Annotated in this window: 10 protein-coding genes; 7 read left to right on the plus strand and 3 right to left on the minus strand. The window is 47.2% G+C overall.

The window, feature by feature from the left end; all coding sequences use genetic code 11:
- Positions 1-4: 4 nt before the first annotated feature.
- The 7 genes from JFT56_RS15630 (at position 5) to JFT56_RS15660 (ending at position 8,577) form a co-directional block, all read left to right on the plus strand.
- On the plus strand, positions 5-553 hold the full coding sequence (locus JFT56_RS15630; RefSeq protein WP_198783605.1) for a TIGR04211 family SH3 domain-containing protein: 549 nt from the start codon (positions 5-7) through the stop codon (positions 551-553).
- Between the two features lie 259 nt (positions 554-812).
- The gene (putA, locus tag JFT56_RS15635; RefSeq protein WP_198780933.1) at positions 813-4,007 is read left to right on the plus strand and encodes a bifunctional proline dehydrogenase/L-glutamate gamma-semialdehyde dehydrogenase PutA; all 3,195 of its coding nucleotides are present in this window, start codon (positions 813-815) and stop codon (positions 4,005-4,007) included.
- 767 nt (positions 4,008-4,774) lie between these two features.
- Positions 4,775-5,407, plus strand: coding sequence for an HAD family hydrolase (locus tag JFT56_RS15640; protein ID WP_198780934.1), 633 nt, complete (start codon positions 4,775-4,777; stop codon positions 5,405-5,407).
- The gene (locus JFT56_RS15645; protein ID WP_198780935.1) at positions 5,394-6,002 is read left to right on the plus strand and encodes a hypothetical protein; all 609 of its coding nucleotides are present in this window, start codon (positions 5,394-5,396) and stop codon (positions 6,000-6,002) included. The genes JFT56_RS15640 and JFT56_RS15645 overlap by 14 nt, the downstream gene beginning before the upstream one ends.
- 13 nt (positions 6,003-6,015) lie before the next feature.
- Complete coding sequence (locus tag JFT56_RS15650; RefSeq protein ID WP_198780936.1) at positions 6,016-6,990, plus strand: DNA-processing protein DprA; 975 nt, start codon at positions 6,016-6,018, stop codon at positions 6,988-6,990.
- Positions 6,991-7,574: 584 nt separating this feature from the next.
- The gene (locus JFT56_RS15655) at positions 7,575-8,309 is read left to right on the plus strand and encodes a DUF599 domain-containing protein (protein ID WP_198780937.1); all 735 of its coding nucleotides are present in this window, start codon (positions 7,575-7,577) and stop codon (positions 8,307-8,309) included.
- A 91-nt stretch (positions 8,310-8,400) separates the two neighbouring features.
- A complete protein-coding gene (locus tag JFT56_RS15660) occupies positions 8,401-8,577 on the plus strand; it encodes a helix-turn-helix domain-containing protein (protein ID WP_198780938.1) in 177 nt (58 codons plus the stop codon).
- A 96-nt stretch (positions 8,578-8,673) separates the two neighbouring features.
- Here the strand turns inward: JFT56_RS15660 and cydC are convergent, their stop codons facing one another.
- From cydC to JFT56_RS15675, 3 genes are all read right to left on the minus strand, one after another.
- Positions 8,674-10,425, minus strand: coding sequence for a heme ABC transporter ATP-binding protein/permease CydC (cydC, locus tag JFT56_RS15665; RefSeq protein ID WP_198780939.1), 1,752 nt, complete (start codon positions 10,423-10,425; stop codon positions 8,674-8,676).
- A complete protein-coding gene (cydD, locus tag JFT56_RS15670) occupies positions 10,422-12,353 on the minus strand; it encodes a heme ABC transporter permease/ATP-binding protein CydD (RefSeq protein ID WP_198780940.1) in 1,932 nt (643 codons plus the stop codon). Before cydD ends, cydC begins: the two co-directional genes overlap by 4 nt.
- Before the next feature lie 248 nt (positions 12,354-12,601).
- Complete coding sequence (locus tag JFT56_RS15675; protein ID WP_198780941.1) at positions 12,602-13,648, minus strand: DUF3626 domain-containing protein; 1,047 nt, start codon at positions 13,646-13,648, stop codon at positions 12,602-12,604.
- Positions 13,649-14,107 lie beyond the last annotated feature (459 nt).

The following is a 14,107-nucleotide window of genomic DNA, read 5'->3' on the forward strand; positions in this document are numbered from 1 at the left end:
AATGATGTTACTGTCTTCCAACCTGCTGGCCGAAGGCCAATCCCGCTACATCTCGGATAACGTGTTTCTTTATATTCTCAATGGCCCAGGTACTGATTATCGTATTTTGGGTTCGATTGAAGCGGGACAACCTATTAGCTTACTGGGCGAAACCCAGGGCGATTATTCAAAAATAATCGATCACAAAGGTCGTGAAGGTTGGGTGCCGACCAACCTAATCAGTTCAACCCCAAGTTTTCGTGAGCAAGTGTCAACATTGACAAATGAGCTAAACGAAGCAAAAGCGAAACTGGCAGAAGTGTTAAGTTCTAAGGATAACCATACCGATGAAATCGCTGAGCTCAAAGCCAAGTTAAACGAGGCCGAAACCATGCTGAGCCAAACCACGCAGGAGCGTGATAGTCTCAAAGTAGCCGTTGACCGTAGCGCCCAAGATGCTCAATTTGCCCTATGGCGCGAAGGAGGGCTGATCGCGGCTGCAGGCTTAATTATTGGGGTGATTTTAGTTTATTTGCCTAGACCACAGCGCAGAAACAAGAAACGCTGGATGTAATGATTTAACGCCTCAGTGCGATTTATTCCTCTAAAAAGCCAGTGTTTTCAAACACTGGCTTTTTTGTCAATCAAGCGTTACATCAACTCATTTACGTCCCAGTTAAACATTCTTCACATTCTTCTACGCTAGAGTGTTGTCCGTCACATTTTGGTTGTATAATCTGCGCGCGCAAACCTTCATATTGTATACAAAATATCAAATGCGTTTCGCGCCCCCCATTTTTGTTTCAACAATAGCGCCAAGATAATTGGCCAAGATGGAAGCGATTACTATGTTCAAAGCGAGTGAAGTGCTGGCAGGCCGATACAACTCTGCCAATCTCGACGAACTGTTCAGAGCCGTCACCGACAACTACATTGTCGATGAAGAACAATACTTGTCAGAGTTAATCAAACTAGTACCCTCCAGTGATGAAGCCATAGAGCGCGTCACTCGTCGTGCCCACGAACTGGTCAACAAGGTTCGTCAATTCGAGAAAAAAGGCTTAATGGTTGGCATCGACGCCTTCCTCCAACAGTACAGCTTAGAAACACAGGAAGGCATTATCCTGATGTGTTTAGCCGAAGCCCTGTTACGTATTCCCGATGCCGCCACCGCCGATGCGCTGATTGAAGATAAACTATCAGGCGCTAAGTGGGATGAACATATGAGCAAGAGTGATTCTGTGCTCGTTAACGCATCAACCTGGGGCCTAATGCTCACGGGTAAAATTGTCAGCTTAGATAAAAAAATCGATGGCACCCCAAGTAGCCTATTGGGCCGTTTAGTGAATCGCCTCGGTGAGCCCGTTATCCGTCAAGCCATGATGGCGGCGATGAAGATCATGGGTAAGCAGTTCGTGCTGGGCCGCACTATGAAAGAAGCGCTCAAGAACAGCGAAGACAAGCGTAAACTGGGTTATACCCATTCCTACGACATGCTGGGCGAAGCGGCGTTAACCCGTAAAGACGCCGAAAAATACTTTACCGATTACGCCAATGCAATCACAGAGTTAGGCGCTCAAAACTATAATGAAAACGAGTCACCGCGCCCAACAATCTCCATCAAATTATCGGCGCTGCACCCGCGTTACGAAGTCGCCAACGAAGACCGTGTATTGACTGAGCTGTACGATACCGTTATCCGCCTAATTAAACTCGCGCGCGGCTTAAACATCGGTATTTCTATCGATGCTGAAGAAGTCGATCGCCTTGAGCTATCGCTAAAATTATTCCAAAAACTGTTTAATTCTGAAGCCACTAAAGGCTGGGGATTACTCGGCATAGTTGTACAAGCCTACTCTAAACGTGCCTTGCCCGTGTTAGTTTGGTTGACTCGCCTCGCGAAAGATCAAGGGGATGAAATCCCAGTTCGCTTAGTGAAAGGCGCCTACTGGGATAGCGAACTTAAATGGGCTCAGCAAGCGGGTGAAGCCGCTTACCCACTCTACACTCGCAAAGCCGGTACCGACGTTTCTTACTTAGCCTGCGCCCGTTACTTGTTATCTGACGCCACTCGCGGCGCGATTTACCCACAATTTGCCAGCCATAACGCGCAAACCGTGGCTGCCATTTCCGATATGGCGGGCGATCGTAATCACGAGTTCCAGCGCCTACACGGCATGGGACAAGAACTGTACGACACTATTCTGTCGGAAGCTGGCGCGAAAGCGGTGCGTATCTATGCGCCTATCGGCGCCCATAAGGATCTGCTGCCTTACTTAGTACGTCGCCTGCTGGAAAACGGCGCGAACACTTCGTTCGTCCACAAGCTAGTCGATCCTAAAACGCCAATCGAGTCCTTAGTGGTGCATCCGTTAAAGACATTGACCGGCTACAAAACCCTGGCTAACAACAAAATCGTTTTACCTACCGATATTTTCGGTAGCGATCGCAAAAATTCCAAGGGACTCAATATGAACATTATTTCCGAATCTGAGCCATTCTTCGCGGCCCTCGAAAAATTCCAAAATACCCAATGGCAAGCGGGTCCTCTGGTTAACGGCAACACCTTAACCGGTGAGCACAAGACTATAGTGAGCCCATTTGACACCACTCAAACCGTGGGTCAAGTCGCCTTTGCAGATAAAGCGGCCATAGAACAAGCTGTGTCTTCCGCCGAAGCGGCATTCACTTCTTGGGCACGCACGCCGGTTGAAGTTCGCGCCTCTGCACTGCAAAAGTTGGCGGATTTATTAGAAGAAAACCGCGAAGAATTGATCGCGCTTTGTACCCGTGAAGCGGGTAAGAGCATTCAAGACGGCATCGATGAAGTGCGTGAAGCCGTTGATTTCTGCCGTTACTACGCAGTACAAGCCAAGAAGATGATGGCAAAGCCTGAACTGCTCCCAGGCCCAACGGGTGAGTTAAACGAACTCTTCCTCCAAGGCCGCGGCGTATTCGTATGTATCAGCCCATGGAACTTCCCATTGGCGATTTTCCTAGGCCAAGTGTCTGCTGCCCTAGCGGCGGGTAACACTGTTATCGCAAAACCTGCGGAGCAAACCTCGATTATTGGTTACCGCGCTGTGCAACTTGCTCACCAAGCAGGTATTCCAAGCGACGTGCTGCAATTCCTCCCCGGAACCGGCGCAACTGTCGGCGCTGCCATTACCGCCGATGAGCGTATCGGTGGCGTCTGCTTTACCGGTTCGACTGGCACGGCAAAACTGATTAATCGTACACTTGCAAACCGCGAAGGCGCGATTATTCCTTTGATTGCTGAAACCGGCGGTCAAAATGCCATGGTGGTGGACTCAACCTCGCAACCTGAGCAAGTAGTGAACGATGTGGTTTCATCGTCATTCACCAGTGCAGGCCAACGCTGCTCAGCGCTGCGCGTACTCTTCCTGCAAGAAGATATCGCCGATCGCGTGATCGAAGTGCTGCAAGGCGCTATGGATGAATTAGTCATTGGCAACCCAAGCTCAGTGAAAACCGACGTAGGCCCAGTGATTGACGCCACCGCCAAAGCCAACCTTGATGCGCATATCGACCATATCAAGCAAGTAGGTAAGCTTATCAAGCAGATGCCACTGCCAGCAGGCACTGCAAATGGCCACTTCGTGTCGCCAACCGCCGTTGAAATCGATTCGATTAAAGTGCTTGAGAAAGAACACTTTGGCCCAATCCTGCATGTGATCCGTTATAAAGCCGCCGATCTTGGCAAAGTGATCGATGAGATAAACAGCACAGGTTTTGGCTTAACCTTAGGCATCCACAGTCGTAACGAAGGCCATGCCCTTGAAGTGGCAGATAAAGTGAATGTCGGTAACGTCTACATCAACCGTAACCAAATCGGTGCCGTAGTGGGCGTACAACCTTTTGGTGGTCAAGGTCTATCAGGAACTGGCCCTAAAGCCGGCGGCCCACACTACTTAACCCGTTTTGTGACCGAAAAGACCCGCACTAACAACATCACCGCCATCGGTGGTAACGCGACTCTGCTGTCTCTGGGCGATAGCGAAGAATAATCTTGCTCACCAGTGAGTATTAAACAAAAGCCAGACTGAGTCTGGCTTTTTTATTTGCTAATGAATGCTTATACCTAAATTCAATTCGAGAAATGATCGCTGATATCATTCATGACAACAAGATCTCGTGAAGTTCATTAATGCACTAGAACGACCTGCCGAGCTCACACTATTTTCTTCAACGCCCAGCTGTTACTTAGTAAAGGATCGATGAACTTCCGTGACAGCAGAGTTAACTTCTCACATCGAAAAAGTTATGCATGCCCTATCTCTTTTCTGATTCGCTAAAAGATTAAGTACTTGCATTCCAGTGACACGCCGTAAACTCATCCCTGAGGGCTCGACGGCGGCATCCTTGCCGCCAACGGTCACTTCCATGCAAGTACTTAATCTCGTTAATTCCCGAGTATACCTGTCGCTAAATTTAACAATGGATGTCTCAATAAAGTTCTCCAAGAGAGTTATGCCTGCTGAGATGTCCCGTCATTAGTGTGAGTGTTAGCCAGAGTCTGGGCTGGAATGCAGTGAACCACGCGCATTAGTTAGTCAAAAGAGAGCTTAAAAGAATGATAAAGCTGAAACGATATCAAGTGATTACCCTCTAAACTGTATAAAAAATCGCTACCGCAAAAAAGTAAATTCCTATAGCATCATTTATACCCATTTACATGGATGTGGCAGCGGCCAAGTCCAACAAGCTATTTATGCCCCTGCAAACAGCAGCGCACATAAATACTAAAACCTTATGCGAGTAAGGACTGCGTGCAATGAGTATCGAGTTAAAGCATGAGCATATTGCCAATCTTGAAATCCCTCTTGGGTTTACGATTTTCTGCGACATGGATGGTACTCTGGTTGATACCGATTATGCCAACTTTCTATCCTACAAACGGGCACTTATAGATGTAGGTACGAATTGTGGAATATTCGATATTGAATTCACAAATGAAAGGCTCAATCGGGAGAGCTTAAAGGAACTAGCTCCATCACTAACGACTACTCAATTAGAAACCATTGTTGCACTTAAGGAAGAGTACTTCATGGAATTTATATCAGAAACTAGATTGAATACTGAGCTGGCAAACTTAGTCAAAGGGTGTTGTCAGAATAATCGGCTAATCTTGGTAACGGGATGTCGAGGGAAAAGAGCCTTAGAAATTCTGAAGCATCACAATGTACTGAACGACTTTGCTCGACTAATATGTTGGGAAGATACTAACCAGAGCGACTCGTCAAATAAATACGAGAGCGCTATTAAATTAACAGGAGCAATCCCAGATTATATTTTTATATTTGAAGATGATGATATCTGTATTGAAGATGCTGTAAGGGCTGGAGTGCCAAGAAAAAATATTCAAAAAATTTTTATTGAACCGAGGGATTGTGATGAATCAATTTGAAATTTTCGCCAATGATTACTTATCGATTAAGGTTACGGCATTCTTTCATGTGTCATACACTAGGATGGGTAACCCTGGTAATCCAAACTATCTCAATGACTTGAAAAATACCTTCAACGATTTCTCACAGGCAAAGTTACAATTAGCCGTTCAGGAATTAAAACATACTCTTCAAGCAGATCTGCCGATAATCTTTAAGTCGTTGGGTTATAAAGAAATGGTAGTGTGTGTCATCCCTAGAGCAAAAGCCGAAGCATCCTACCATGCCAATCAGCAACTATTTCGTTCAACAGTGCAGACAGTCGTTAGTCAAATTCCAGGTCTTGTTGATGGAACTAGCTATTTACGCCGTAATACCAACACGAAAACTACACACCTCCGTAATCCAGTCGCAAATTATACAAATGATGGAGCGGAGCCCTATTCAGGAATTTTAGAGGATACCTGTGATATTTCGCCTAATGTTGCAGGTAAAGATATTTTACTTATCGACGACATATACACACCTGGCGTCAATGTCGATGAGGACGCCATTAACTCCTTATTAAAATTAAGGGCTCGCACAGTAACTTTTTATGCAGTGGGTAAAGTTTAATAGGCAGAATATTATGAAGTTTACAGATAATGCTATTAATGTAATGGCAGCTAGGACTTTCAAAGGTATAGGGAAGGCGTGGATCACAAAAAATCTTTCTGTGCCTAAGACCGATATAGAAATCGTACAGTTACTGAACTATTCCTCTAAAGAAACGGGTCAAATTACATTAGATGAATTCAATCGAAAAAAAGCTATGCTAAAGACTAAGCTGGCTGAGTCAAAATATGTAGTGGATGGTGTTGTTGCTATAGGCGACGATGATTTTCCCCCGCATAGAGGCATAGTGAAAAATAGCGAAAAACCAATTTTTATTTTTTATCGTGGTGATCTATCTCTTCTGGCGGTAGATAGCAAAAATATCGCAGTCATCGGTTTATTAAGTCCCGATCAAGAAATAGAGACGGTCGAGAGGGAGCTTGTTGCTGAGATAGTGGAAAATGGGGCGGTAGTAGTAAGTGGCTTAGCTTTGGGTTGCGATACTATTGCGCATAGACAGGCTCTTGACTCTATGGGGCGCACTATAGCCATTCTTCCCGGACCACTAAATGACATCCTGCCAGCAAAAAATCGCAGCTTAGCTGAGGAGATAGTTGAAAAGAATGGTTTGTTGATTTCTGAATACTTGACTAGTGCAAAATCTAAGAGTGAGTTAATTGGGCGGTATCAGGAAAGGGATCGATTGCAAGCACTTTATAGTAATTCAATAGTTCTGGCTGCCAGTTACGCTAAAAATGATGTTGGCAATGACAGCGGCTCAAGGTTAGCAATGGGGTATGCAAAAGATTACTCAATCCCGAGAATAGTTATCTATGACAAAGAAAAAGACTTAGATAATCCAAAATATGATTTGAACAGACAAATCCTCGACGAAGATCCGAATGTGTTTATGGTTAGCAGACACAATAGATCTTCTATCATCGGCGATATATTGCTGTTAACACCCAAAACTACTGAAAATCGCTCAATTCAGCATAGTTTGATATAGAGTTATAAGGGCGTGTTCACATAACGCCCGCACTAATTTAATGAATCCCTATAGTAAAATGTTTAGATGTTCAGTTATTAATAACTCAATTTTAGGTTTATGAAGGGTTTAGAGTAATTAAGTATTACCATAAAAGTGATCGTCCACATCAAGTAACTATAATCTATTAAATCAGCAGATTATGCTGATGCTCGAAAGGCAAACCATGGTGATGGACGAGACGACCGTCCGCCCCATGGACGGGGCGGTCGAGCATCCACGGACGGACTAGCTGCGTGTCGTCGAGTCAGTACCATGATTGGCCTCACTCCTATGTTTGACCTGATGCCGATAATAACTCTCTCTCAGCGAAACAACACACTTACCCATTTAACTTTTTAGCTCACGTTCCCAAACTAAGTCTCACCAAGCGAAAGGTTTCAACACCAATGTGAGCGGCTTCAAATTGTGAATAAGATGGATTTCAAAGTGATGTTAGGGGATTGCGCCTAGAAGATAAAAACCTTCATAATCAGCCTTTAATCATTCGATTGATTTTCATTTTATCAAGGTCACTTTTTCAAGGTCACTTTCATAAGGTAACTATGACATTTTCGTTGTTAGATATTTCTGCATTGGTGTGGTTTATCGTGGCTTGGGCTGGCTATACCGCCTTTGCCCGGCGTAAGGCGAAGAATACCGACTGTATTGCTAGGGGTCTGCATAAGCATAGAATTTACTGGATGCTTGAGGTGATGACCCGCGGTGTGCGTGTAGGGGATGCAGCGTTACTGGCAAACCTTGAGCGCAATATTGCCTTTTTTGCTTCGACCACGCTGTTTGTGCTCGCGGGGGTGTTAACCTTATTTGCCCAAGTCGAGCGCCTCGAAGCTGTGATAGCCACGATTCCCTATGCGACGCCACCCAATCATTCACTGGTACAAGTGAAATTAGCCCTATTAGTGGTGATTTTTGTGATGGCCTTCTTCCAGTTTACTTGGTCGATGCGCCAATACGGCTTTGTCAATGTGATGATTGGCGCAGGCCCATTGGATGCCGATGGCTCAAATGACAATCTCAAAGCCTATGCAAGGCAGATGGCCACGGTACAAGATCAAGCGGCTCACTCCTATAACTATGGCCTACGGGCTTACTATTTCTCGATGGCGGTCCTCTGTTGGTTTGTCCATCCCATCCTCTTTATTTCGGCCAGCCTCTTTGTGGTGATCACCCTATACCGCCGTGAATTTAAATCCCGCGCCGTTTTAGCGATCACTGCGGCCAAAGCACACTTAGGTGTCGAATACCAAACCCGTGAAGCTAAACGCCAACAATCCTAGCCCCGTTAAGACTGCAGTCTCTTAGGATTGCAGTCTCATTCTTGTTCTATACTCATCTAGTTATTTTCCAACCAACACTTGGGAGCTTGCTATGAGTGATAATTTGCTCACCTTAGATGAAGTTTGTAAGTTGCTCGATAAATCCCCCGCCACCATTAAGCGTTACGCGCGGGAAAATTTACTTAGCAGTATTAAAGAAGGGGAAGAATTACGTTTCCCAGAGGATGAAGTAAAACGTTATTTAGCCTTTTCACAACGCTTAGGCTAGTTCGAGCGAATAGCCTAGCGTTCTCGCAATACTATCAATAAGTTAATCTGGATACCTGACCAAAAGGACTTGATGCCACTCTAGCTCGGCAGGCGATTAACCAAGGCGATTGTAAAGTGCCTGATAGGCTGGGCAGCTTTGCATCAAACTTTGATGACTACCCGATGCCATTATCTTGCCGCCATCCAGCAGGTGGATTTGATCCATCTTAGCCATAGCCGTTAATCGGTGGCTAATCATAAGCATGGTTTTATCCTTAGCGAATTCAAACAGTAAACTTAAAATCTCCCGCTCGGTGCGCTTATCTAGCCCTTCGGTTGGCTCATCCAGTAATAGCAGCGGCGCATCTCGCAGCAAAGCCCTTGCTACCCCAATACGGCGCTGCTCACCACCGGATAATTGCCTGCCACCTTCGCCAATCCACATATCCAGCGGTTTATCCTGCGCGAGTAAGGCACCCAATCCCACTCGCTTAAGCACATCAATAAAGCGCGCATCCTGGGCGGTGCGCTTTTGACCTTCAACCACTGGCAATGCGAGGGCCAAATTTTCCCTCAGAGTGCCTGCAAACAAATAAATCCGTTGGCTCACCACAGTCATAGACTCCCGCAACGCGCGCTCGCTGTACTCAGTGATTAACTGTCCATCGAGGCGAATTTGCCCCTGCTGCGCCTGCCATTCACGGGTAATCAGCGCCAATAGACTCGATTTACCACATCCTGTTGGACCAAGCAGAGCAACCTTCTGCCCCGCCTTTATCTCGAGTGATAATCCCCGCAGCACGGTTTGATTTTCATTGTAAGCAAAATGAATGTCTTCGATGGCTAGGGCTCCCGTTGTCGCCCTAAGGGAATGATCCGCCGAAAATAAGATGTCGGATGCTTGTTCTGTGATCCCATTAATCCGCGTTGCCGCAAGCACACAACCCGATAAATGCTGAAATGCCCCCGCAATCGGCATCATCATCTCCACGCAGGCCATAGTCGCAAACACCATAAGCGCAAACATAGGCCCGGGCGGCTTAGCATCACCCACCCCATTTGCCGCAAGGTACAACATAATAATCAGCGCCGACCCCGTGGCAATGATCAGCATGGCTTGACTCAGCGCGGTGATCTTGGCCATCGCACTTTGGCTGCGATAGAGCGCAACTTCGGCGTCGCTCAGTTTTTGCCTATAGCGGTCATTTGCCCCAAATAGGCTCAGTTCGGCTTGACCTTGCACTATATCCAGCAATTGCACTCGATACTGACGCTTAGTCTCTAGCATGCTGCGGCTCGGCCCATGGCCAAGACGATAAAACAACAAAGGCATCACTAACCAAACGGCGACTAAGAATAAACACAGGCTTAAGGCAAGCTTGACATCAAACCAAGCGAGAAACAGATACAACAGCCCCGTCATCAACAGCGACGACGCCATGGGAGTCAAAAGTCGTAGGTACAAGTGATCGAGAGTATCAATATCGGCCACTAACCGATTGAGCATATCGCCGCGGCGTAAACCCTGTAAATCCTTGGCACTTAATGGAAAAAGCTTTCGCCACGCCCATACCCGCAGCTCGGTCAGCAGCTTAAAGGTCGCCTCGTGGGTCGCTAAACGCTCGCCATAACGACTGGCGGTGCGGGCGATGGATAAAAAACGTACCCCGCCCGCGGGGGTGAAAAAGTTAAAGGACTGCGCCGTGACTATTGTCAAACCCGCGACAGCCGTAGCGGAAAGAAACCAGCCAGAAAGTGACAATAAACCTATGCCCGCCATTAGGGTAATAATGGTCAACAGCAAGCCCACGGACATCATTAACCATTGGCGGGAAAACAAACGGATAAAAGGGATTAAGACTCTCATTGCGCCTCTCCTTTGGCCGGTTCTCGAACACCATCGAATGAAGTTCCCTCTTGGGTGATCGTATCTAAAGGCACAAGCTCTATATCCGCGATAGACTCAACATTTTCACGCAACATAGTTCGAAATAACCCATCACTTGTAGATAAGGATGCAAAATCCCCCCGCTGCACTATCTCGCCCTTATCCAGCACTAGAATGGTATCCATTTGATCTAAAAGGTCTAATCTATGGGTGACCATCAGGCACATGCTGTCTTTCATGGCGGCATTTAGGGCCGAACTCACCAGTTGCTCACTCTGGCTATCTAAGCTGGCGGTGGGCTCATCGAGGACAAATAAACGCGCCTCCTGCCCCAAAGCCCGTGCAAGGGCGATCCGCTGGGCTTGGCCGACGGATAATCCTGAGGATTGTTCGCCAACGGCGGACGCTAAGCCCTGTGGTTGCGCCTTAAAAAAGTCCTTGATATTGGCCGCCTCTAGCCAGTGCCAAATTTGCTCATCTGTCATTGAAGGATTGGCCAAGGCCACGTTTTCCCGCACTGTGCCATGGAATAATTGCGGCTCTTGCCCAAGCCAAGCCAATTGCCGACGCCAATGGGCTAAATCGAGTGAGGCCAGTTCATGGCCGTTAATCTGTAGGCTGCCTTGGTAGGGTAAAAAACCTAAAATGGCGTTGAGTAAACTGCTCTTACCCGCACCGCTCGGCCCTACTAAAGCCAAATGCTGGCCCTGTTTGAGGCTAAAACTTAAGGGGCCTAATAGACGAGTGCCATCGAGGCTAAATACTTCAAGATCCTCTGCGCGCAGGCTGTCTAGCTCCCCGAGCTGCACTGTCCCCACAGTTTCAGACTCAGGGTGCTCGAGTAGTACCAATAGTGCTTCGGCGGCGCCAATGGCCTGCGCCTTAGCATGATAATGGGCGCCCATATCCCGCAGCGGTTGATAAAACTCCGGGGCTAAAATCAAAATAAATAGCCCAGTAAAGAGGCTAAAGGGAATGCCGCCCATATCAGGGGCAGCACTCGAACTGATATTGGCGTGTGCGCCGTAGTAACCAAAGTCTAAGTGACCTAAGTAGCTGAATCCAAAGTAAACGGCTAACACGGCAATCGATACGGCCGCAAAAAACTCCAACACTGCCGAACTTAAAAACGCCATACGCAGCACCGCCATAGTGCGGCTGCGAAACTCCTCAGAAGCATCGGCGATCACCTTAAGCTCCGCATCACCACGGTGGAATAGTTTCAAAGTGCTTAAGCCTTTTAATCTATCCATAAAATGGCCGCTCAATCTTGCAAGCGCACTGAAGTTTTTACGATTAGCATCGGCGGCCCCCATTCCCACCAAGATCATAAATAAGGGAATGAGGGGCGCAGTCAGCAGCAGGATCAATCCCGCCGCCCAGTTAATGGGGAATACCGCCGCAAGGATCAAAATCGGAATAAAACCCGCTAGGGTGATTTGGGGTAAATATCGAGCGTAAAAGTCTTGTAAATCTTCAACTTGCTCTAGCACTATACTGGCCCAACTGCCCGCGGGTTTGCCCTTAATGAAGGCTGGACCGAGCCGAGTCAATTTATCTAAAACTTGGCTGCGAATATGTTCACGTAGTCGTTTCCCGGCCTCAAAACTTGCCCTTTCACGGCCATAGGCAAGCAATGAACGCAGCAAGATTAAGCCAATCAAGGCCATCAAATGGGGGATATAACTGCTGGCATTAATGGCAACGGACGACGCAGCATCCTCAAGGGGAAGAAGTTTATTAGCGATAATCACGCCATCGAGAATAGTGGCAATAATAAAGGCCTGCGCCACCATGGCGATAGCACTTAGCATTCCCAAGCATACCGATAATTTAAGGAACCCGCCGCAGGCTTTTTTTTGCGCCTTAAGCCACACAAGAAGGGATTTTTCTAACGACTTATCCATGGTGCTCCAACAAAAAATGGCTCAATTGATAGTCAAAATGCACGCGAGCTTCACTCCACACAAGAAACTTGCAAGAGGCTCAAAGTTTCGATAGGGACGCAGTATCGCAGGCATCTAAGGTAGATGAAACCCCATCACAGGCTTTTGCTATCAGACTCACAAAAATGAGACAAAGATCAATAAATTCCTATGGTAATGGAACTTAAGGCGGACAATCTTGGGGCTGGATCTTCAGTAACCAATCCGTTTTATGGTTGGGCGCCGTATTTCACTAACACATGCCAGAGCAATTTAAGTTCGTGGGCCACCTGGGCACGGTTACCACGGTCGCGCCAATGCTGTGGAAAATGATATAGATCCCTTGCCGCCACACCAAGGTGATAGGCATTCACCTGCTCGTCTATCGCAATCCGGCTCGCCAGAGATGGCATAGTCGGCCCACGAAAATCGCTGGGGATCTGGGCCGTATGAAGCCTAAACCCTTGGTGGAATTGCAGTTCAATACCATATCTACGGCACATTTTCGCGAGGGTTTCACCAATATCTGTGCCCTTAAAACTGGCGTCGGCGACTAATAAGGCAATGTCTTCATCGAGGGCAACATCCCCGTGGATCTGCGCCTCAATATAATGGTCCAGATTGCTCGATAGCGGGCGTTCGAAGCGAGAATGCACGGAAGCATTAAGCTGATGCCCTAAGTAATGAATAATATTCAGCGGCTTAAAATCGATTTTACCCAAAGCATAGTGGCGCTCAAAACTCTCGGTCAGCAGCGCGGCGAGAATATCGTCGAAGCATGCCAGAGTGCCCTTTTCTTTGGGGTTGCGGTAGGAATCAAGATAGCTAAAGGTCGAGCGTGCCATCACATGGGGATGGGTCAGTAGATAACAGCTACCAAAACGTGGCGCTGGGCCATCCTGCCACATGCCCAGATCTAGGGCACCATACTTAGGGCGCGATTTAGTCCCCTTGTAGACATTTCCAAATAGTTGATTTTCCCAGTGATCCCTAGGTCCACCTAACTCAGGAGATAACTGACCATTGGAGATATGGGTTTCGAACTGGCTACGATACTGGCCATCGCGCAGCAAACCTTCGGCCACAGTGAGCCCACGGCTATCGATTCTATCGGGGTGAAAATGCAGCGCGATACGGCCACAACTCAAGAGCTGCTTGAGGGCAAGTTGCATCTCATGCATGGGAATGTTTGACATCTGCTGCACGTTTTTAATAACGGCAACGGCCTGTTCACTGCGTTCACGGGCAAGGCGTTCAATGTGCTGTATCGCTGTCATAATCCACCTGTAATGAGGTGCATAATCATCTCTTGAAATTTTATCCTAAAAAAGAAACGGGGCCGTAGGCAAGCGCAAATCGCTTTCCCCCTATGGCTATCTTAGCTAATGCCTGTTTTTCAACTTAAGGATAAAACCATTACAACCTGTTGATTATTCTACTCCAAGAGCAATAACTTAAAAGCAAACAAATCAACATAAGCGTGATCTTTCGCTAACTCCTGAACAAGATACTGACAGGCAGATAAATTAGCTATCGCTAAATACCGCTACACTAATGCGACTACACTAAAGAGTGACAGATTTACAGGACCGGCCAAGGCCGCCCTAATACCGCCGATAACGCCATCAGCTGGGGGAGATAAACTTTATTCGATGGCACTTAAGGGCCTGATCCTGTAAGCTGCACGCCCGCCAGCGTACCTGGCCATTGACCACAAATGCAGCACAGTGTTGCCA

The sequence above is a fragment of the Shewanella putrefaciens genome (assembly GCF_016406305.1).
GTDB classification, from domain to species: domain Bacteria; phylum Pseudomonadota; class Gammaproteobacteria; order Enterobacterales; family Shewanellaceae; genus Shewanella; species Shewanella putrefaciens_C.

Bases quoted from the DNA above. Each gene is read 5' to 3' on its own strand.
- JFT56_RS15660 (WP_198780938.1), top strand. From the start codon at position 8,401: ATGAGTGATAATTTGCTCACCTTAGATGAAGTTTGTAAGTTGCTCGAT.
- JFT56_RS15645 (WP_198780935.1), top strand. From the start codon at position 5,394: ATGAATCAATTTGAAATTTTCGCCAATGATTACTTATCGATTAAGGTT.
- JFT56_RS15650 (WP_198780936.1), top strand. From the start codon at position 6,016: ATGAAGTTTACAGATAATGCTATTAATGTAATGGCAGCTAGGACTTTC.
- JFT56_RS15630 (WP_198783605.1), top strand. From the start codon at position 5: ATGTTACTGTCTTCCAACCTGCTGGCCGAAGGCCAATCCCGCTACATC.
- JFT56_RS15675 (WP_198780941.1), bottom strand. From the start codon at position 13,648: ATGACAGCGATACAGCACATTGAACGCCTTGCCCGTGAACGCAGTGAA.
- JFT56_RS15640 (WP_198780934.1), top strand. From the start codon at position 4,775: ATGAGTATCGAGTTAAAGCATGAGCATATTGCCAATCTTGAAATCCCT.
- putA (WP_198780933.1), top strand. From the start codon at position 813: ATGGAAGCGATTACTATGTTCAAAGCGAGTGAAGTGCTGGCAGGCCGA.
- JFT56_RS15655 (WP_198780937.1), top strand. From the start codon at position 7,575: ATGACATTTTCGTTGTTAGATATTTCTGCATTGGTGTGGTTTATCGTG.
- cydD (WP_198780940.1), bottom strand. From the start codon at position 12,353: ATGGATAAGTCGTTAGAAAAATCCCTTCTTGTGTGGCTTAAGGCGCAA.
- cydC (WP_198780939.1), bottom strand. From the start codon at position 10,425: ATGAGAGTCTTAATCCCTTTTATCCGTTTGTTTTCCCGCCAATGGTTA.